This window comes from Desulfobacter postgatei 2ac9 (assembly GCF_000233695.2).
GTDB lineage: Bacteria > Desulfobacterota > Desulfobacteria > Desulfobacterales > Desulfobacteraceae > Desulfobacter > Desulfobacter postgatei.
The window spans coordinates 1,352,618-1,369,758 of the sequence record NZ_CM001488.1 but is presented as its reverse complement, the minus strand read 5'-3'; the positions used below and the strand labels follow the sequence as shown (position 1 = coordinate 1,369,758).

Here is a 17,141-nt window from a genome sequence, read left to right as displayed (position 1 = left end):
CCTTCATTTACGCCATGGGCTGATCCTGCAAAAGGATCGGAGGGAGGGGAAACTTAATCAGCTTACAAGTGTAGTTTTAAAATTGAAAAAAAGTCGTGCAGCCTGGAAAAAAAAGCCGTCGAGCAGAATAGTGAACTCAAATACGTTCATGGGAATAACCGCTTTGACTTTTTCCATCGGTAAAATACTTAGGCCTGGTCAGAGCCCAAAGGTGATTGGAATGTTGACAGCTATATATGGTATCGGCCAGATTTTCGGTCTCCTGGTGTCTGGGGTTTTATCTGAAAATTCTGGGGATTTTGTATCGGCCATAATGATGTCCGCTGTAGTAGTAATTTTAGACGGCATAATTTTGATAGCAGGTATTTTAAAACATGGAATGACAAAAATAGTGGCCGGATTCTTAGCAAATTTATATTGCACATAAAAGGTATTATGTCTAACTATTTCTCTTGATTAATTTCAGCCCTATATAATAAGGTATAAAAAACCATAAAACGTTAGGGTGGATAAAAGATGAATCACGACCTGATACCCAGTCCGAAAAATAAAGATGCTCTCCTTCAGGCGATCAAAGAAGTGCCCGAAGAACTCTTATGGAAAGCCAATTTTAATTCAGACAATTCCATTGAGACCTATTAGAAAGCGATCCACTCCTTTTTGTCTTTTATTGGCGTCAACGCTCCGGAGGCATTGCGAGATGTTGAACATGGTCATGTGATTGCCTTTAAGAAATTTTTACAGAACGAGGGTCACAGTCCCCGGACCATTAACAATCGGTTAAGCGCGATCTCTTCGCTGTTCAACCATTTGATCGATAAACAGGTGGTTAAGGTCAATGTGGCCCAGGGGGTCCGCCGGATGCCGGTCAACGCCGACCGGGTAGAAGCCAAAGTAATGACACCGAGTGAAGTGAGAAAAATATTAGACGCACCAAAGACAAAAACGCTTAAGGGCATAAGAGATAAAGCTATTTTAGCCACGCTTTTTTATACGGGGTGCCGGGTCTCTGAGGTCTGCACACTCAAGGTGAAAGATTTTTACCGGGAACAAGGCTATCATGTGCTTGATTTTTGGATCAAAGGCGGGAAAAGAAACCGGTTGGCTGTTAACCAGGAGTTGCAGATTTTGATAAACGTCTATTTAAGGGGTGCCGGTCATGACAGGGAGAACGACAGCTATTTGTTTTTACCCGTTAGAAATGCACCGAATGCGTCTGACACCACAAGGAAGCTGAGTCGAAAGACGGTCGATTATTTATTTAAAAAATATGCAAAACAGGCTGTCATTTACGGCGTTACGCCTCATTCAGCCCGGGCAACGTTCATCACCCAAGCCCTGGAGAATAATTGTCCCATTGAAGTCGTTCAAAAAACCGTGGGGCATTCACAAATTAAGACCACCCAAATATATGACAAGCGCAGAGCCAAGTACCGAGAGAGTGCCAGTTTTGCCGTAAGATATTAACGGAGCGGCTGCGGATCTGCGCCGGCACCATGGACAAAAATAAAAACAGCGCCCGAAAGAGCACTGTCTCCAAAGATGTTTCCAGAAGATGTATAAAAAGGCTTGGTTTTGTTACCCAAACTAATATAATGCTCTTAACTTCAATAGATACGGCTTTAATCTGAAGGAATAGGGGATATAAAAACATGACTGCACAACCCCAAGAAAAAAAATTGATGACGCCTGCTGAATATTTGGAGATGGAAAGAACCTCTCTGGACATTAAGCATGAATTTTATGGTGGTGAGGTGTTTGCTATGGTAGGGGCTGGAAGGAACCATAACCGCATTAATGTAAATCTTACAAAAAAATTGGGGATCAATTTTGAAACCAACTCAGCTCATTGCGAAGTGTTCTCCAATGACATGCGTGTAAAAATCGAAAATGGTTATGTGTACCCAGACCTTGTTATCTCCTGCGGTAATGCAGAATTTGAAGATGATGAATTTGATACCCTAACAAATCCGGTTGTTATAATAGAAATTCTTTCCGATTCAACAGAAGCATTTGATAGGGGCGATAAGTTTGAATATTATAAGGCAATCCCCACGCTTCAAGAATATATCCTTGTTTCCCCCAAAAAAATATGGGTTGGACAGTTTATCCGTAAAGATGGCGGAAAATGGGAATATGGTTCATACCAAGGGGCAGATCATATTTTTAAAATAGAATCAATTAATTGTCAGTTACCCTTGTCTGAGCTTTATTTAAATGTCGAATTTGATCCAAAATAGAAGAAGGAGATGATGGGTGTAATTCCTTTTGTTAAAGGCATACAATTTTAAGGTGTGCTTAATACATCTTCCGGTTGCGTTGAAATAAAAAAGCCTTGGAAATCAATATATTATTTATATGTGTGCCTATTAGGTACGAATGCCTTGAAATAAAATCAGGCCCAGGCAGGAATATACCGGGCATATTTACGTGAATCCGGCGCCCCCGGGTCAATATTGATAAGTCCCTGTTCAGCGGCAGCAGAAATAATCTGAGACACGGTGTTGCCGCTGCGATCCGACAATCCAAACCGCTTCCTTAAGGATTGATTGGTCATTTTTTTAACACCCACTGCAATACACAATGCTGGTAACAGGCCCGAACCCGGTCTGTCTTATCCATAGCCCTGAAGAGCCTTGCGACGTATATGACGGCCACGGTCCGCCGGGATTTCACTTAAAATTTTCTGATTATAATGGATTTGGGGGATGAGCCCGTATTCTAATTCTATGTATTATTAAATCCTGGCACCTTGGATTTGCGCCAAGGATGGTGAGATCGAGGAGGATTTTCATGGCTTACTCACCACCTCCCAAAGCGTCTACCTATTCCGCCATACCAGGATTTTTATATTAGCTGCTCCGATTCCCATAGCCGGTGCCCTCCCTGGAGGCCTCCGGGTCCCTCTTATTTTGATTCAAAAATCTTTATTCCAGGAAAAATCAATGCGAGCAGGAATAGAAGGAAGAAAATGATTTCTTTCCTGGCCCAATCTTTTCTCTGGTGAACGCCTTTAATGAATATTTTATCTTCCGGCGTTTCAGCTATTTTGGAGCCTTGGCCCCCGGTAAAGTTTGTGCTGCAAGATCAAAAGTGAAAGATCCATTAAAAGGTTGATTTTCTTTGTTGGCGACTCGCTTAGATTTGTTGACGATCAGGGCATCCGCAAAATCAGCTTCTTTACCCTTCACCGGTTTTGCATTTCGATAATCGGTAAGCGCCAGCCACACAGCCTGCCCATCTTCAAACCTTATATTCGGTTCCTGGAACAACGACTGAAGAACTGTCACCAGTTCAGGCTTCTTTAACTGGTACTTTTTACCGCTCAGTGTCCAGATCGTTTCAACCAGCACGACATCTGTAACTAAAATCTTCTGCTGACCTGAAATTAACTTGACAGCTTTTTTAAACTGCTCGGCATCATCTTCAAGCAGGTATCGCAACAAAACGTTGGTGTCGATTGCAATCATTGCAGGGAACTCTCCATAGACTCCTCATCAGTCATAGAAGGATTCCCTTGGACGTGCTTTAAGATACCTCTTGCGGCTCCCTGCTTCTTTTTTACAATGGTTAGCTGACCATAAGCTACAAAGCTTTCCACTTCATCCCCTGGTTCGATCCCCAGAGCTTGACACTGACTTACGGGCAAAGTGATTTGTCTTTTTGCACTGACCTTTGGCATAACCCCTCCTTTACTTTTTGTATATAGCAAAGATATTGTAGTCTTTACAATTTGTCAATAAGTAAAGATAATTTATTCCGACGCAAGCATTATATTAGCCGCACCTTTTCAAGACTGGCAGGGTGTTGTATAGTTGGGTTCCATTAAACATTTGGTGCAAATTCCCCACGGGGTGCCGTTAGCCGATTTCGTTCATTAGAACGCTGTGAACTTCTTTATCTTCAATTCCCAAATACAACATGGTGGTTTTGGGGTCAGAGTGGTTATACCGTTTGGCAATCACATCGAATCCAACACCATATTTGACCCGTTGTTGATATCCCCAGGTTTTTCTTAAAGTGTGGGTACCGTAGTTGCCTTTGAGGTTTATGGCCTGTGTCCATTTTTTTATCAAGCCATGAACGGATTGGACAGACAAAGGTGAATTCTCCCCCTTTCTGCTCCGAAACAGGTAATGGCCATCTTCTTTATGTTCACCCTGGGACAAATAATTGTCCAGAGCCTTACGGACGGACTTGTTTATCACCACAACATTCTTTTTCTTAGTCTTAGATTCAATGATTTGGTGAACCTGACCGGGTTTCAGGTACCGGACATCTCCAACCTTGATATTGAGAAGGTCCCCGGCCCGGATACCGTTATTCACCCCCATAGTGAAAAGCAACAAATCCCTGGGTTTGCCGGATAGCAGTTGCAAAATAGACTTTATATTTTTTTCCTTCCGGATCGGTTCCACCTCGATTCGGGAACCCTTTTTCGGATGATTGAAGTTTTGCCCTTTTTCCAATTTTTTGTACCAATACATTAATCTTAAGTTTTCTGCACTATAACATATATAACTTAAGATTCAAAATAAGGCTTTGCCGAAATTTTTCCTGAAATATCATGGAAACGCTTGTGGTTATTGGCTTAGACGCCCCTTCTCCAATCTTAACTTTTTGCTTAAAGTTAAGATTGGCAATCTTCATTATAGGCCACAATACGTCTAGTAGCCCTACCCTTTCTGGATTACTGTTCAGCGACACTGAATAGACAGATTGTGGGGTCTTCGATTCCTGATAAAATTTCTGAGAACGGACGATTTTAACGACATAAATCTCCGGTTTGTCCGCAGGATTGGGTTTGTTATGATTCTTAACGTGCCGTTTTTATCTTATTTCGTCCTTTTACTTCTATCTTTTTTTTTAAGGAACTCGTATAGATGATCTTTTTTTCTAGACGCAATTATTTTATCCACTTTAAGTTTATTCTTTTCATCAATAACCGATTCTTTCGTATCATTTCCCTTGTTTGACTTTGAAATTTTCGGAGCAACGTCCTGTTTTGCACAAACAACTGAAAGTAAATTTCTTAACTGGTGGATGGAATTATCGGAATTATATCCTTTGTCTATTTCGTTACGAATGGTATTATAGATGTCTCCTAAATAAAATGATGTCCTGTGGAGAAGATTCATGTGGTTTGTAACTTCTTTGAACCATCCATCTGGTTGTTCTTTTATTAATAGCAGACTCACAAAGTGTTTTTGCATCTCCGAAGTATTTTCTTTTAAATTTTTAAAGAATACAGGGCCGATTTTCTTAGAGGAAATGTTATCTTTAAAGTGAGTAACGACATTGTTAGGGTTAGCAATATATATATGTTTTAATTTTTCTTCTGGCGATCCCTTAAAACTGTCATCTAAGATAACATTTAATCCATCATAAGTAGCCCTACCTCTTTGAGCTAATGTCGGGGAAAGCCAGAATAAAACTCTTGAAACTTGCTCCCATCCACCAAGAATTGTTTGAAGCATTTCCAACTTATTTTCTGGCTCTATATAGGTGCTGTTTCTTAAAGCCCGTGAAGCTGCCTTTATACTTTGGATTAGACTAATAACTGAATAATCCGTAAGAAAATTTGTAATAGATTGATCATAAGGAACCTCTGAATCATAGAAGTTATCCGCATGCTGATCTTTGATTTTATTCGGTAGTTTCGATTTCTGTACTTTTTCAGAAATTTCTTTTCTAATCTCGTGTATTTTGTCTTTAGAAAGATCCCAAACGATTCCTTTGAAGGGGTTAAAATCCTCAGGAATACCAATTTTCTGATCAACGGTTGAAACTAATTCCTTCGTATCTTTCAAAAGGACTTTGATTGCATCGTCCTTTTTACCATCAATACCAGTATAGAATTCAATGATCTCTGGATAATTAATATAGTTTTTATCAGTAAGAATATAATTACGGAAACTCTCATCTTGTTGCATGTATTTTGCTGCAAAATAGAAAACCCAATAACGATGCTTAAACTCCATTTTATTTTGAACTTTTATAATAATATTATTTGACTCTAAGATGTCTATTATTGCACTGATATCAACAGTAACTAATTTTTCTTGGCAGTATCTATACAGTTCATCTTTAAAAACGTAAGCGGTGTATGAACCACACCTTTTTAAGCCTATCGGGGTGTTGTATAGTTTTCCAGCAAGTTTTTATCCACGTTTTGTGGCATCAAAGCTTTAAATTCGTCTTCCGTCATGGCTTCCGGTAAATTTTCAAAAAGAAATTTGAGGTACCAATAAGGTTCAAGTCCATTGGCCTTGGCGGTTTCGATTAGGCTGTAAATGCAGGCACTGGCCCTGGCGCCTTCGGATGTACACGAAAATAACCAATTTTTTCTACCGACCACAAAGGGTCTTATTGCATTTTCAACCACATTATTGTCGGGCATTACCAGACCACTTTCCGTATACAGGACCAGCCGATGCCATTGATTAAGGGTGTAGTTGATGGCTTTGCCAAGAAGGCTTTTGGGGGGCACCTTCTCAACTTGAGCATCCAACCATTTTTTAAATTCATCAAGGATAGGCAAGGCTTGTTCCTGCCTTTTCCGGTAAAGTCCATCAGCAGACAAACCAAGTTCTTTGGCCTCTCTCTCTATTTTGTATAATTTGCTGATGTACTTCAGGGCTTTGCCGGAGATTCCTGTCGGTTTGCCGTCTTTATTCCCGGCAGCTTTGACCACCTCCATGAACTTTCGACGTGCGTGTATCCAGCAGGCAACATGAATGATTCCCTCAATATGATCAAGAAAGTCATATGCGCCATAACCATCCGTTTGGACAATACCCTGATAGCCGTTCAAAAAATTACGGGCAACATCCCCGGATCGAGTTGGGTGATACTGGAACAGAATAATGGGATTGTCCGGTGTTCCTCCTTTGAACACCCACATATAGCATTTTGACCGTTTTCGGTTCTTTCAGAACTTGGACAGTTGTTTCATCAATATTGATCACTGGACCGTTAAGGATTTCACCCTTCATGAATTCCAGCAGGATCTCACAGCCCTGGGCCACTTTTATTGCCCAATTGCACATATTTGATCTGTGAATGTCTACTCCAATTCGGTGAAACTGTTTTTCCTGCCGGTAGAAAGGCAAGGCATCTGCAAATTTGGCGGTCAGGATATGAGCCAGAAGTCCTGGGGTTGCAATGCTTTTGGGGATCATTTGTTCCGGCATTCTGGCAATGGACACTGTCGGGCCGTCATCTTCAACACCTTCACAGTTTTTACATTGCGTATTTATAACGGATATTCTTGATCACTCTCATCTGTGCCGGAATAATCTCAAGCTGTTCAGATTCTTCCTGGCCACAACGCGATTTCATGCAACCACAGCCACATGTTTTTTCTTCCTCGCTCAGATCGTGGATCACTTCAACCCGTGGAAGGTTTGCAGGCAAAGGCTTGCGCCCTGTTTTTTTCCCCTTATGGGCAGGCACACTGATTTCTTCGGGCTCGTCGTCTAATATGGGAGTATCCGGTTCAAAAGTATCGAAAAGGGAGCGTTGACCGTCATCCTTATTAATTTTTTCTGTCTTTTTGCCAAAAAGTCGGTCCAGAAGGCTTTTAATCTGCTCGTTGAGAATTTTTATTTCGGCTTTATAATTGTGTTCTCTGTCTGAAAAATCACTGACAAAAGAAGCCATTATTTCTTTTAATTTCTCAACGTCATTTATGTTCGCAAAAGCCTCTTGATTCATGCGTTGTATATACCATAACCACCCGGTTTTTGACAGTTTTTTCTTCAAAAAACAGCCGAATATTTTAATGGCTTATGTGCTTTTTCCTGATGAATTGAGAGCCCGTCCATTAGCCAGGAAAGTTCTTTTGCGCCAATGGTTAAAATCTCATTTTTTGACTTGGGCCATTGAAAACAATCCTTTTCCAGCCTCTTGTGCCAGAGACAGAATCCATTACGATCCCAATACAGGATTTTCAATATATTCTGTTTCCGATTACAGAATACAAACATGTGTCCTGAGAATGGATCTAAATTCAATGTTTCACTCACAAGTATGGATAACCCATCAATGGATTTGCGCATATCAGTGCTCCCAAGTGCAATATGAATTTTTAAATTCTGGGTGGGAGAAAACATCAGCACCTCCCCAATACTTGGAGTACCTGGGCCAGGGTTGTCTGGGAAAATCCATCCGGTATTTCGATCTGAAATCGGTTATCTATATTCAGCCTTAATCCTTTTTGCTCAGAAAGGTTTAGAACCTGGGTGCTTTGTGTTGAAGGGAGCTGAACGAATTCTGGAAAAAGGGTCTGGTTTTTGAATTTGCTTTTCCAGTATGTAAACTGGTTGGGCCTTAAGTCATGTTGCCTACAGTATGCATTCTGTGACATGCCGGATTCAGACCATTGTTTAATATGGTGCTTCCAGAATTGGGTGCGCTTTTGATTTTTCTTGTTTGCTTTTGACATATGATGAACCTCCGCTAATTAAAAGATGGCTCATCTTCTCATGGCACGCTAACGATTTGTAGATGGGGTTTGCTAACCGCTTACTTAAAAACATCTGGATCAAAACTACGAGTATGATTTTGAATGAGATTTTTGCAAAATCTTCCTAAAATGTATTCACAGTCTTCTACCTCTGGTTTTGTACTTGAGTAAGTGAAAGACTCAGCATTTGTAAATAATATAAACAAAACAGTTTTGATTAATTTTGTCCTGTTAATAAGGTCATCGTTAAATCCTTTTTCAAAAACTTTTAAAAGCGTTAGGCAGTTTAATGGCGTTCTATGGACATTTAATGTTTCTAAATCTTTAACGACTTTAGCAACAACATCATCCTCCTCTGCGATAGGCTGTGTTTGATTGTATTTTGAGACTAATTCACGCACTTTAGTTCGTTGAAGGGCTTGTAAATGTAACGGCATGAACTTAGAGTTTAACTGAGTGAAATCAAATTTAGTGCTGTAACTATACGATGAATAGGCAGACATTATTACAATAGGAATATCTTCAGCGTATTCATCAATTAATTTTAAAATATTATGATGATCAACAATTGTATCATCCCAGGAATCTATTATTATACAGCATATATCCGTTTTATTTTCACCGAAATCTTGAAGTTGGAGTTCAATATCGTTTATTGCTTTCCTTGCTTTAGTATGATTAGCATCCAAGTATATCCAGAAATTTCCATTCTTATAGGCTTCTAATCTCATATAATGCGATAGGCAGGTCAATCCGAATTGGGGGTGTGCAATTATGAATGCGGCCATTGGCGATTCAATAAAAGTATCAATTAAATTATCTTCATCATTGAATTCTCTATCTTTAGATAGTTTTGGTTTAATAAAAAATTTTGATTGATCCTTAAAAAAAGATAATGCGCTATCAAGGTTGGCTTTTAATTTGGCTTTGTTTTTATTATGGCCATTTTGAATATCGACAATTCCACTATCGTTACCAGAAAACTTAGAACCATTCAGAAATTTGCCATTAACATATTCCCTATAAATCAAACTGGTTACATGATGATCATTGATTGTTATTATTGCATACCCTAAATCATCATATTTATTGGTGAATAGCTGTGGTGCAGAACAAACCAGGGACTTTTGAGAAATCTGGTTGAATTTTAAATCCTGCTGATGACAATGCCCACAAAGACATAAGGAGAAATGCTCTTCTATTATTTTTTTTAATTCTGCTTGGCTCCATTTATTTAACTCGATGATCCAGTTTTTAAAAATTGACATGGAACGTATCTACCAGTTATTATCCCCATGTTAACAGAATGCTTTATATTTTAATGATGGGGAGGATTGATAATTTCCCCAAGGTTTTAGATTCATGTGTTTTTTGGAATCATTTGACTTTACAAAATGCTCTTTTAAAAATACCGAGATCTGCTTGAAATGGGATTCTGGGTCATCACTGTGAATGATTTGTTCGACAAAGGATAAGATGCTGTCAACTTTGACGATATCACATAGGCTGCCAACAGTTTTTGCGGGCAGTTTGTTATTTATCGAGGCCACTTGGTCCGGATGAAGGAGGAGACAATGATCAACCAACAGGCTCAGGGTCAAACTTCTGTAAGACCCATCTTTACCAGGTTGTTTGGTCAAATTTCCCCACCCTTCATTACCCTTGTGGTCTTGAATAAAAACCTCTACTAACCATCTGAGTGTAAAAGCATCTATTATATCAGCATATCGCCAGGTCAGGTCCGAAGCGACAAGGTACCGATAGTCCTCTTCTCCAGTGTATTTTATTGCAATGACAAATCGTTTTTTTCTATGGGCACACACATGTATTCTGGCACTTTTAATAAGTACAACAACCCCTTTGCCTCCGCGTATATGTATGGTTTTTTGAATCGGTTGAATATTTTCAAAATATTTTTCCACTGATTTTTTACTGTTTTTGAATGAAATATTTTGATTGTACCTTATTTGACTAATGACTTGAGCGCTTCCTGCAATTTTTGAAGCTTCATCCATGAACTCAGCATTACCATACAAGGCATCTGCAACAATTGCTTCTATTTTTATTTCAGGGTGTTGCTGTACAAAGGTTTTTAAAATAGCTATAGAAATACTTGAAATAGTTGGATATTCATCTGATCGCACCGGCTTTTTCGAGCGTTTTGATTTTGGTACTCCAGCCTTTTTAACCTTTTATCCTCCTTGACCCATTCGCTGATTTTTGGATCAGGAACATGAAAGGCGTAGCCTATTGGAATGGTTATTTTCGGTGTTACCAATACCAAAAATACCAAACTTTGCCCCATGCAAAAACCGCCTGTTGATTTGTCTTTTATTTTGTTGGCGCCAAAAATTTTTGTTGTGCATTTACTGCGCTTTTTATCGGAATCATCAATACTGACAACGCCTTTGGTGATACCATATACTTTGAAAATAATTTTGAGACTGAAGTGGAACAGATGCTCCCAAGCAATTTTAGAATGGCGAAACATCCAGGAAAGTGCTGTTTTTTTATACCGTCCTATGCTGATACGGGAAAAAGCAGTCCAATTGATGCTGTTGGTTAAAATGATTCCAGTGATGCAGAAACCCAGCCAGAATTTTTGTGATTTACTTAAGGTCATCCCAGGGGAAGACTCTGTTAACTCAGTATTCAGTGACTCGGTATAATTTTCAACAAACGGCAACAGCTTCTCTATTAACACATCCGCCTCATTTATTATTTTCAGGAATGAAGCGATATAGCGCAATAGAACCCTTGTATTCAAGTAAAACTTATTTTATCCTGCTCATTGGAGGCTGGCCAACCGATGGGTGAGATATCAGCTGGAATAGTTGGTATTATACCATCGACTTGACCAGCCTTTACATTTTCCAATATTGTGACATTGTCTAATCCCAAAAAACTGGATCATCGAGTTTAAATATTCGAGAGGATGGTGCATTAATAATATATTTGTTTTAGTTGCTTTTTGTTTGCACCATTCAATCACCCCCCTTGTATAAATAGCTAATTTTTTTTCATCATCTATTCCATTTAAACCTCCAAAAGAGCACAGAGCCGTATTCAAACAATACACCCCTAAATCAGAGTTGATTTCCCAACCTTTACCCTTTGTGTTGCAATCAATACCGAAATCAGCAAATTCGCATTCGAATAATTCATAATTTTCAAATTTGTAATCTTCTGTTCTATCAACAAAGTTATTAAAATCAGATTCAGATGTTGAATTGTTCTCTATATCTGTTTTGTATTTTTCAAAATTTTTCTCAATAACCTTTCTGTCTAAGTCATGATTGCCTGGGACTAAAAATCTTGTGCTTGAAGGGAGACCAACATTTTCTAATCCTTTGTCCAGTTCTAATTTAAAATTTTCATAAGCAGTAGTTTCTGAACCTGAAAAAACTATATCACCTGATATTCCGATAAAAAAGGTATAATCAGCTAATACTTTTCGCTGATGTATTAAATCCTCTAAAAGTAAATTTAATACAGAAGAAACACCTTCTGGTTCGTTACTTTTATAGTGGATATCAGCTATATGTACTATTGCGTATTTCATTTCTATACCTTTCATAGAAGGTTTGTAAGCCATTCTCCGGTTGCCCGTATATTTTTGATATCTATGCGCATATCATTCATAGAACCAATAATATTTGAAACATTGTTGAAATCCCATTCTACAATCTAAAATTTCGTATCAAGGCTTAAGTTGGAAGTAAAGGAATTTCGAAAGATTAAAGCTGATAAATATTTGTATATACCAGGAGCTCCAAATTGCTGATGCAGTTTAATGATTCCCCCGAGAAATTTAGAAAAACAAAGGTGGTATCATTGTTAACCAAGATCCTTTCCAATAAAGGCGCTTGATACTTCCGCTATTGCTCAGAAGGACTCAAATAGATCGCCCCATAGTTCACAGCGCCCGAGACTCAACTTTAGAATCAAAGGCTGTCAGATTGATTCTCAGGGGCCATGAAAATGGCATTAGCCTGATCAGAGCTATGAACTCCCAACGAGCGTCAACAAAACAGTGCGCTTTCTGGGGCCATTGTCATGATTGATCACCACAACCTGCTGCCAGGTGCCTAATGTCAAATTGCCGTCTCGAACCGGAATGCTTACAGAGGGACCAAGCAAGGCAGCCTGAACGTGGCTGTGGCCATTACCATCATGCCACGCCTGCTCATGGGCATATTCGAGGCCTGGCGGCGCCAGGGAGTTGATGGCCCGTTTAAGGTCCGTCACAACGCCCGGCTCATACTCAATGGTGCTTACAGATCCGGTGGAGCCTTTAATGAAAACCTCCAGGTTTCCGGTTTTGATGCCGGTGTCTTTTACCCAGGTCTGGAGATCAGGCGTGATGTCCTGGATATCCGGACCGGTCGCCAGATCTACAGAAAGGTTATTGGTGTAAAGTTGCAAATCCTTCATGCCAGATCCATATCAATATATATAACCGCTGTAAAGTTTTGACTTGCCGGTTTATGATTTTTGAAAAACATGATGAATCACAGATAGTCCACAGTAATTTCCCTTAATTAATTTTCATCATCTAAAGGGAACATAGCCTTTCCGAACGCTAAATTGCAAGACAGCGATTGGGATAAATGAGTTTACACCATTTTGCTTTGCTGTTAAGAACCTTCCGATGGATTTATTTTCAAAGGAAACAACAAATAATGGCAAACAAACTGACACTCTCAAAACTTGAACATCTCCTTCTCACGGCCTGCGATGACCTTCGTGGCAGTATGGATGCCAGTGAGTATAAAGAATACATTTTCGGTATGCTGTTTTTAAAGCGGGCCAGCGATCTGTTTGACCAGCGCCGGGATGAAATAAAAAAAGAAAATCAAGCCCTGGGCATGTCTTCAGAGGATATTGACATTGAGCTTAAAGACCGTGACAACTATTCCGGTAAATATTTTTACATCCCCAGGCGGGCCAGGTGGAACGAAGGTTGGGATGAAGAGGTCAAAGACAAAGAAACCGGTGAAACGAAAATAGAGCACCACCCGGCATTAAAGCATGTAAAGGAAAATGTCGGCACACAACTGAACAAAGCCCTGGAAGCCATTGAGGAAGCCAACATTGATGCCCTTCAAGATGTACTCAAAGGTATCAATTTCAATCGCAAGATCGGGCAGCGGACCCTGGATGATGACACCCTTGCCGATTTTATCCAGAATTTTGAAAAGATCCCTCTCAAAGACGAAGACTTTGAGTTTCCAGACCTTCTGGGAACGGCCTATGAATGGCTGATCAAATATTTTGCGGATTCCGCCGGCAAGAAGGCCGGTGAATTCTACACACCTGCAGAAGTCGTCCGCATCTGTGTGGAAATCTGTGACCCAAGGGAAGGTATGAGTCTTTATGACCCTACTATCGGGTCAGGCGGTATGCTGATCCAAGCCCGGGACTATTTGAGGGAGTGTGGGGGTGATCCGGGAGAGCTATCCCTGAACGGCCAGGAATCCATTGGTACCACTTGGTCGATTTGTAAAATGAACATGCTTCTGCATGGTATTTCCCATGCCGATATCCGCCAGGGAGATACCATCAAAGAACCCCTGCACCGGGATGAGACTAATGAACTGACCCGTTTTGACAGGGTCCTTGCCAATCCCCCATTCAGCCAGAATTACAAAAAGAAGGAGTTACAATTTCCAGGCCGGTTCCCGGTTATGATGCCTGAAAAAGGCAAGAAAGCAGACCTGATGTTTGTTCAGCATATGCTGTCAGTCATTAAACATGATGGACGGCTTGCCACTGTCATGCCCCACGGGGTCCTATTCCGTGGCGGAGAAGAGCGTGAAGCCCGACAATACTTCATTAAAAACGGATATCTTGAAGCTGTCATCGGCCTGCCAAGCAACTTGTTTTACGGCACCGGTATCCCCGCCTGTATCCTGGTGCTCAACAAAGAGGGTGCAAAAGACAGGGATCATGTCCTGTTTATCAATGCTGACAGAGAGTACCGGGAAGGCAAAGCAAGGAACTTCCTCAGACCCGAAGATATCGACAAAATCGTGTACACCTACCATGCAAAAGTGGACACCCCGGGATATGCCAGGAATGTTCCTGTTGAAGAAATCGAAGCAGAGGAGTTTAACTGCAATATCCGCAGATATGTAGACAATGCACCGCCTCCCGAACCCCATGATGTCCGGGCTCATCTCCATGGCGGTATTCCCATTTCAGAGATCCATGCCTTGGATCATTTCTGGTCCAATTATTCGGGACTGATGCAGGACTGTTTTATCCCAAAAGATGAAATTTACATGGATCTTGCCCCGGCCATCGCAGACAAACGCAGTATTCCAGAATTTGTAACCCACCACTCAGGTGTTGTATTGCGGCATAAAACCTTCATGGACACTCTTTCTGGTTGGTGGGAAAAGAATCTGCCCATTGTTCAAGCCCTGGCCAAAGATCCGGAAAACCAACATGAGAATGCCGGCAATGTTTATCTTATGCGAAGGACGCTTCTGGAAAGCATCGCTGACACTTTCAAAGATCAGGATCTCCTAACTTCGTTCCAAGTGCGAGGTGCCTTTGCCAACTACGTCAACACATTGAAAGCAGATTTTAAGTCCATTGCAGCCAGCGGCTGGGGGCCGGGGCTGATACCGGATGATGACATTCTTGAAAGCCAATTCCCGGAAGTATTGGAAGAGATGGAACAGGCAAAGGCCCGCAGAGATGAACTTCTTGCGTTGTTTAGTGCGGCCGGGGAAGAAAATTTTGAAGACACAGAGGACACTGGTGTACTGCCGGCAGATGAGGTGAAATCAAAAAAGGATACGCTCAAGGCGCTTAACACAGAGTGGAAGGGTCATTTAAAAAACCTGAAGGCCCTGGCCGGAAATATCTTCTCTGAAATACAAACAGCGGATCTCCTACCAAAAGGGGAGAAAAAAGGCTTTTATTGTACAGAAGGACTGACCCAGAAACTGGCTCTATTTTCCAACGGCAACCGGATTCTTGAACTGGCAAAACAGGTAGGGTATCATTCCGAATATGAAGATCCATTAAAACAAGCCATAACATCAGGAGAGCTTGCCAGATCCCGTGCCGGAAATATCACATTGGCATTGTCCAGACACAACGCCTTGGAAGAAGACCTCAAAGAGATGAAGGCAAAAATCAAGGCCACGGAGAACAAGCGGGATGAACTTGTCGAAAGTGCCAGGGAAAAAATCACGACTGATGAAGCCCGGACTGTTATTCTTGACCGGCTTCGATCTGTCCTCACGGAAACGTACGAGGCCTATTTAAGGACTGACCTTCGTGCCTGCATCAAAGCAATTGAGAACCTGTGGGATAAATATGCGGTTACAGCCAAAGCAATAGAGGTTAAACGGGACGAGGCGTCTTTGAAATTGAGAGAGTTCTTGATGGAGTTGGGGTATGAGTAGAAATTTTCTTACAGTTGGAAAATACTTGAAACTTTTGAGTGGTTTCCCATTCTCTTCTAAATATTTTTCTTCGGAGGAAGGTTTCCCATTAATTCGTATTCGGGACATTCAAGATTCAAAGATAGAAACCTACTACACCGGGCCATATTTCGAGTCCTACGTCATTAAAAATGGAGATATTTTAATCGGAATGGATGGCGATTTTCATGTCAGGAAGTGGCAAAACAGTGATGGCCTGCTTAATCAAAGGATACTGAAAGTAGAAGTTACGCAACCTGATATAATCTCTTTGAGATACATATATTATTGGTTACTTCCATATATAAAAAAAATCAACGATGTCACTGCTGCAACCACTGTAAAACATCTTTCAGTTAAAGATCTCCAAAAAGCGTCCGGCCTCCTTCCCGATGTAAAAAAACAGGAGAAGGCTGCCGAGATACTTGAAACTATTGACCAGACAATCGAAAAAACCAAAGCTCTAATCCAAAAACACCAGCAAATCAAACAAGGGCTGATGCATGACCTGTTCACTCGTGGTGTTACATCAGACGGAAAACTTCGACCGGCAAGGGATCAGGCCCCGGAGCTTTATAAAGAGACGCCTATTGGATGGATACCAAAGAAATGGGGGTGTAAAGCTCTTGAAACACTTTTGTCTTCAGCCCCTAACAACATGAGAAGTGGGCCATTTGGAAGTTCTCTTTTAAAATCAGAGTTGGTCGAAGACGGAATACCATTTTTAGGAATTGATAACATCCATATCGAAAAATTTATACCAATATTTCATAGATTTGTTTCATTAAATAAATTCAAACAGCTATCAAAATATGCTATCCGAAAAGATGATGTTATCATTACAATCATGGGAACTGTGGGGCGTTGTGCCGTAGTTCCCCAATATTTAGATCTTGCTCTTTCTTCTAAGCACTTGTGGACGATGACGTTTGATAAATCAATCGTTATACCTGAGCTTGTCTGTTGGCAGTTAAATCATGCCGGGTGGGTAAAAGCCTGGTTTCGAAAACAAACTCAAGGTGGGATTATGGATGCGATACAATCAAAGACACTAAAAACTCTGAAATTACCCTTACCTCCATATAATGAGCAAGTTGCGATATATGAACGGTATAAAAATATCACCCAAAAAATTCAAACCGAGCAAGAGCATTTTTTTAAATTAACAAAACAAAAATCTGGTCTAATGCAGGACCTTTTAACAGGTAAAGTCCGGGTAAAGGTAGGCGAATAAG

General features: G+C 40.6%; 18 protein-coding genes and 2 pseudogenes. 6 read left to right on the top strand and 14 right to left on the bottom strand.

Annotation, left to right across the window (positions count from 1 at the left end):
• Positions 1-130 precede the first annotated feature (130 nt).
• The 4 genes from DESPODRAFT_RS06280 to DESPODRAFT_RS06270 all read left to right on the top strand — a co-directional run bounded on the left by DESPODRAFT_RS06280 (position 131) and on the right by DESPODRAFT_RS06270 (position 2,240).
• A complete protein-coding gene (locus DESPODRAFT_RS06280; protein WP_157488428.1) occupies positions 131-427 on the top strand; it encodes a YbfB/YjiJ family MFS transporter in 297 nt (98 codons plus the stop codon).
• 89 nt (positions 428-516) lie between these two features.
• On the top strand, positions 517-642 hold the full coding sequence (locus DESPODRAFT_RS21440; RefSeq protein WP_280985111.1) for a hypothetical protein: 126 nt from the start codon (positions 517-519) through the stop codon (positions 640-642).
• Positions 643-693: 51 nt separating this feature from the next.
• Complete coding sequence (locus DESPODRAFT_RS06275; protein ID WP_040015863.1) at positions 694-1,467, top strand: tyrosine-type recombinase/integrase; 774 nt, start codon at positions 694-696, stop codon at positions 1,465-1,467.
• 185 nt (positions 1,468-1,652) lie between these two features.
• Positions 1,653-2,240, top strand: a complete 588-nt coding sequence (locus DESPODRAFT_RS06270; RefSeq protein WP_004072280.1) for a Uma2 family endonuclease — start codon at positions 1,653-1,655, stop codon at positions 2,238-2,240.
• Positions 2,241-2,395: 155 nt separating this feature from the next.
• On the opposite strand, the gene DESPODRAFT_RS20570 is transcribed toward DESPODRAFT_RS06270, so the two are convergent.
• The 14 genes and pseudogenes from DESPODRAFT_RS20570 to DESPODRAFT_RS06210 all read right to left on the bottom strand — a co-directional run bounded on the left by DESPODRAFT_RS20570 (position 2,396) and on the right by DESPODRAFT_RS06210 (position 12,901).
• Positions 2,396-2,557, bottom strand: coding sequence for a hypothetical protein (locus DESPODRAFT_RS20570; protein WP_216594043.1), 162 nt, complete (start codon positions 2,555-2,557; stop codon positions 2,396-2,398).
• 487 nt (positions 2,558-3,044) lie between these two features.
• Positions 3,045-3,470: a type II toxin-antitoxin system VapC family toxin gene (locus DESPODRAFT_RS06265; protein WP_004072279.1), complete on the bottom strand. Its 426-nt coding sequence runs from the start codon at positions 3,468-3,470 to the stop codon at positions 3,045-3,047.
• Positions 3,467-3,682: an AbrB/MazE/SpoVT family DNA-binding domain-containing protein gene (locus tag DESPODRAFT_RS06260; RefSeq protein ID WP_004072278.1), complete on the bottom strand. Its 216-nt coding sequence runs from the start codon at positions 3,680-3,682 to the stop codon at positions 3,467-3,469. Before DESPODRAFT_RS06260 ends, DESPODRAFT_RS06265 begins: the two co-directional genes overlap by 4 nt.
• 178 nt (positions 3,683-3,860) lie before the next feature.
• Positions 3,861-4,487 (bottom strand): tyrosine-type recombinase/integrase, encoded by a 627-nt coding sequence (locus DESPODRAFT_RS06255; RefSeq protein WP_004072277.1) that lies wholly within the window; start codon positions 4,485-4,487, stop codon positions 3,861-3,863.
• Between the two features lie 348 nt (positions 4,488-4,835).
• Positions 4,836-5,933: a hypothetical protein gene (locus DESPODRAFT_RS06245; protein ID WP_157488426.1), complete on the bottom strand. Its 1,098-nt coding sequence runs from the start codon at positions 5,931-5,933 to the stop codon at positions 4,836-4,838.
• A gap of 21 nt (positions 5,934-5,954) precedes the next feature.
• Positions 5,955-6,131 (bottom strand): annotated as a pseudogene (locus DESPODRAFT_RS21970) (STAND family AAA ATPase); the annotation flags it as partial.
• Positions 6,128-7,716, bottom strand: a pseudogene (gene tnpC / locus DESPODRAFT_RS21965) (IS66 family transposase). The pseudogenes tnpC and DESPODRAFT_RS21970, both read right to left, overlap by 4 nt.
• Before the next feature lie 44 nt (positions 7,717-7,760).
• The gene (tnpB, locus tag DESPODRAFT_RS06235; protein ID WP_004072247.1) at positions 7,761-8,114 is read right to left on the bottom strand and encodes an IS66 family insertion sequence element accessory protein TnpB; all 354 of its coding nucleotides are present in this window, start codon (positions 8,112-8,114) and stop codon (positions 7,761-7,763) included.
• Positions 8,114-8,446: an IS66 family insertion sequence element accessory protein TnpA gene (tnpA, locus tag DESPODRAFT_RS06230; protein WP_004070426.1), complete on the bottom strand. Its 333-nt coding sequence runs from the start codon at positions 8,444-8,446 to the stop codon at positions 8,114-8,116. Before tnpA ends, tnpB begins: the two co-directional genes overlap by 1 nt.
• Positions 8,447-8,526: 80 nt before the next feature.
• Complete coding sequence (locus DESPODRAFT_RS06225) at positions 8,527-9,735, bottom strand: hypothetical protein (protein ID WP_004072271.1); 1,209 nt, start codon at positions 9,733-9,735, stop codon at positions 8,527-8,529.
• Positions 9,736-9,765: 30 nt separating this feature from the next.
• Positions 9,766-10,611, bottom strand: coding sequence for a hypothetical protein (locus DESPODRAFT_RS20905; protein ID WP_004072270.1), 846 nt, complete (start codon positions 10,609-10,611; stop codon positions 9,766-9,768).
• Positions 10,569-11,171, bottom strand: coding sequence for a hypothetical protein (locus DESPODRAFT_RS20900; RefSeq protein ID WP_245532026.1), 603 nt, complete (start codon positions 11,169-11,171; stop codon positions 10,569-10,571). Before DESPODRAFT_RS20900 ends, DESPODRAFT_RS20905 begins: the two co-directional genes overlap by 43 nt.
• A 117-nt stretch (positions 11,172-11,288) precedes the next feature.
• Positions 11,289-12,062 (bottom strand): metallophosphoesterase family protein, encoded by a 774-nt coding sequence (locus tag DESPODRAFT_RS06215; protein ID WP_004072266.1) that lies wholly within the window; start codon positions 12,060-12,062, stop codon positions 11,289-11,291.
• A gap of 407 nt (positions 12,063-12,469) precedes the next feature.
• The gene (locus tag DESPODRAFT_RS06210) at positions 12,470-12,901 is read right to left on the bottom strand and encodes a secondary thiamine-phosphate synthase enzyme YjbQ (RefSeq protein WP_004072264.1); all 432 of its coding nucleotides are present in this window, start codon (positions 12,899-12,901) and stop codon (positions 12,470-12,472) included.
• Positions 12,902-13,149: 248 nt separating this feature from the next.
• Here DESPODRAFT_RS06210 and DESPODRAFT_RS06205 point away from each other — a divergent pair, with 248 nt between their 5' ends.
• Together DESPODRAFT_RS06205 and DESPODRAFT_RS06200 are read left to right on the top strand one after the other, a co-directional pair.
• The gene (locus tag DESPODRAFT_RS06205; RefSeq protein WP_004072261.1) at positions 13,150-15,888 is read left to right on the top strand and encodes a type I restriction-modification system subunit M; all 2,739 of its coding nucleotides are present in this window, start codon (positions 13,150-13,152) and stop codon (positions 15,886-15,888) included.
• Positions 15,881-17,140: a restriction endonuclease subunit S gene (locus tag DESPODRAFT_RS06200; RefSeq protein ID WP_004072259.1), complete on the top strand. Its 1,260-nt coding sequence runs from the start codon at positions 15,881-15,883 to the stop codon at positions 17,138-17,140. The genes DESPODRAFT_RS06205 and DESPODRAFT_RS06200 overlap by 8 nt, the downstream gene beginning before the upstream one ends.
• Position 17,141 lies beyond the last annotated feature (1 nt).

Coding starts and splice junctions, on each gene's coding strand:
- tnpA (WP_004070426.1), bottom strand. CDS start 8,446: ATGTCAAAAGCAAACAAGAAAAATCAAAAGCGCACCCAATTCTGGAAG.
- DESPODRAFT_RS06225 (WP_004072271.1), bottom strand. CDS start 9,735: ATGTCAATTTTTAAAAACTGGATCATCGAGTTAAATAAATGGAGCCAA.
- DESPODRAFT_RS21440 (WP_280985111.1), top strand. CDS start 517: ATGAATCACGACCTGATACCCAGTCCGAAAAATAAAGATGCTCTCCTT.
- DESPODRAFT_RS06200 (WP_004072259.1), top strand. CDS start 15,881: ATGAGTAGAAATTTTCTTACAGTTGGAAAATACTTGAAACTTTTGAGT.
- DESPODRAFT_RS06255 (WP_004072277.1), bottom strand. CDS start 4,487: ATGTATTGGTACAAAAAATTGGAAAAAGGGCAAAACTTCAATCATCCG.
- DESPODRAFT_RS06260 (WP_004072278.1), bottom strand. CDS start 3,682: ATGCCAAAGGTCAGTGCAAAAAGACAAATCACTTTGCCCGTAAGTCAG.
- DESPODRAFT_RS06215 (WP_004072266.1), bottom strand. CDS start 12,062: ATGGCTTACAAACCTTCTATGAAAGGTATAGAAATGAAATACGCAATA.
- DESPODRAFT_RS06265 (WP_004072279.1), bottom strand. CDS start 3,470: ATGATTGCAATCGACACCAACGTTTTGTTGCGATACCTGCTTGAAGAT.
- DESPODRAFT_RS20570 (WP_216594043.1), bottom strand. CDS start 2,557: ATGACCAATCAATCCTTAAGGAAGCGGTTTGGATTGTCGGATCGCAGC.
- DESPODRAFT_RS06270 (WP_004072280.1), top strand. CDS start 1,653: ATGACTGCACAACCCCAAGAAAAAAAATTGATGACGCCTGCTGAATAT.
- DESPODRAFT_RS06210 (WP_004072264.1), bottom strand. CDS start 12,901: ATGAAGGATTTGCAACTTTACACCAATAACCTTTCTGTAGATCTGGCG.
- tnpB (WP_004072247.1), bottom strand. CDS start 8,114: ATGTTTTCTCCCACCCAGAATTTAAAAATTCATATTGCACTTGGGAGC.
- DESPODRAFT_RS06205 (WP_004072261.1), top strand. CDS start 13,150: ATGGCAAACAAACTGACACTCTCAAAACTTGAACATCTCCTTCTCACG.
- DESPODRAFT_RS06245 (WP_157488426.1), bottom strand. CDS start 5,933: ATGCAACAAGATGAGAGTTTCCGTAATTATATTCTTACTGATAAAAAC.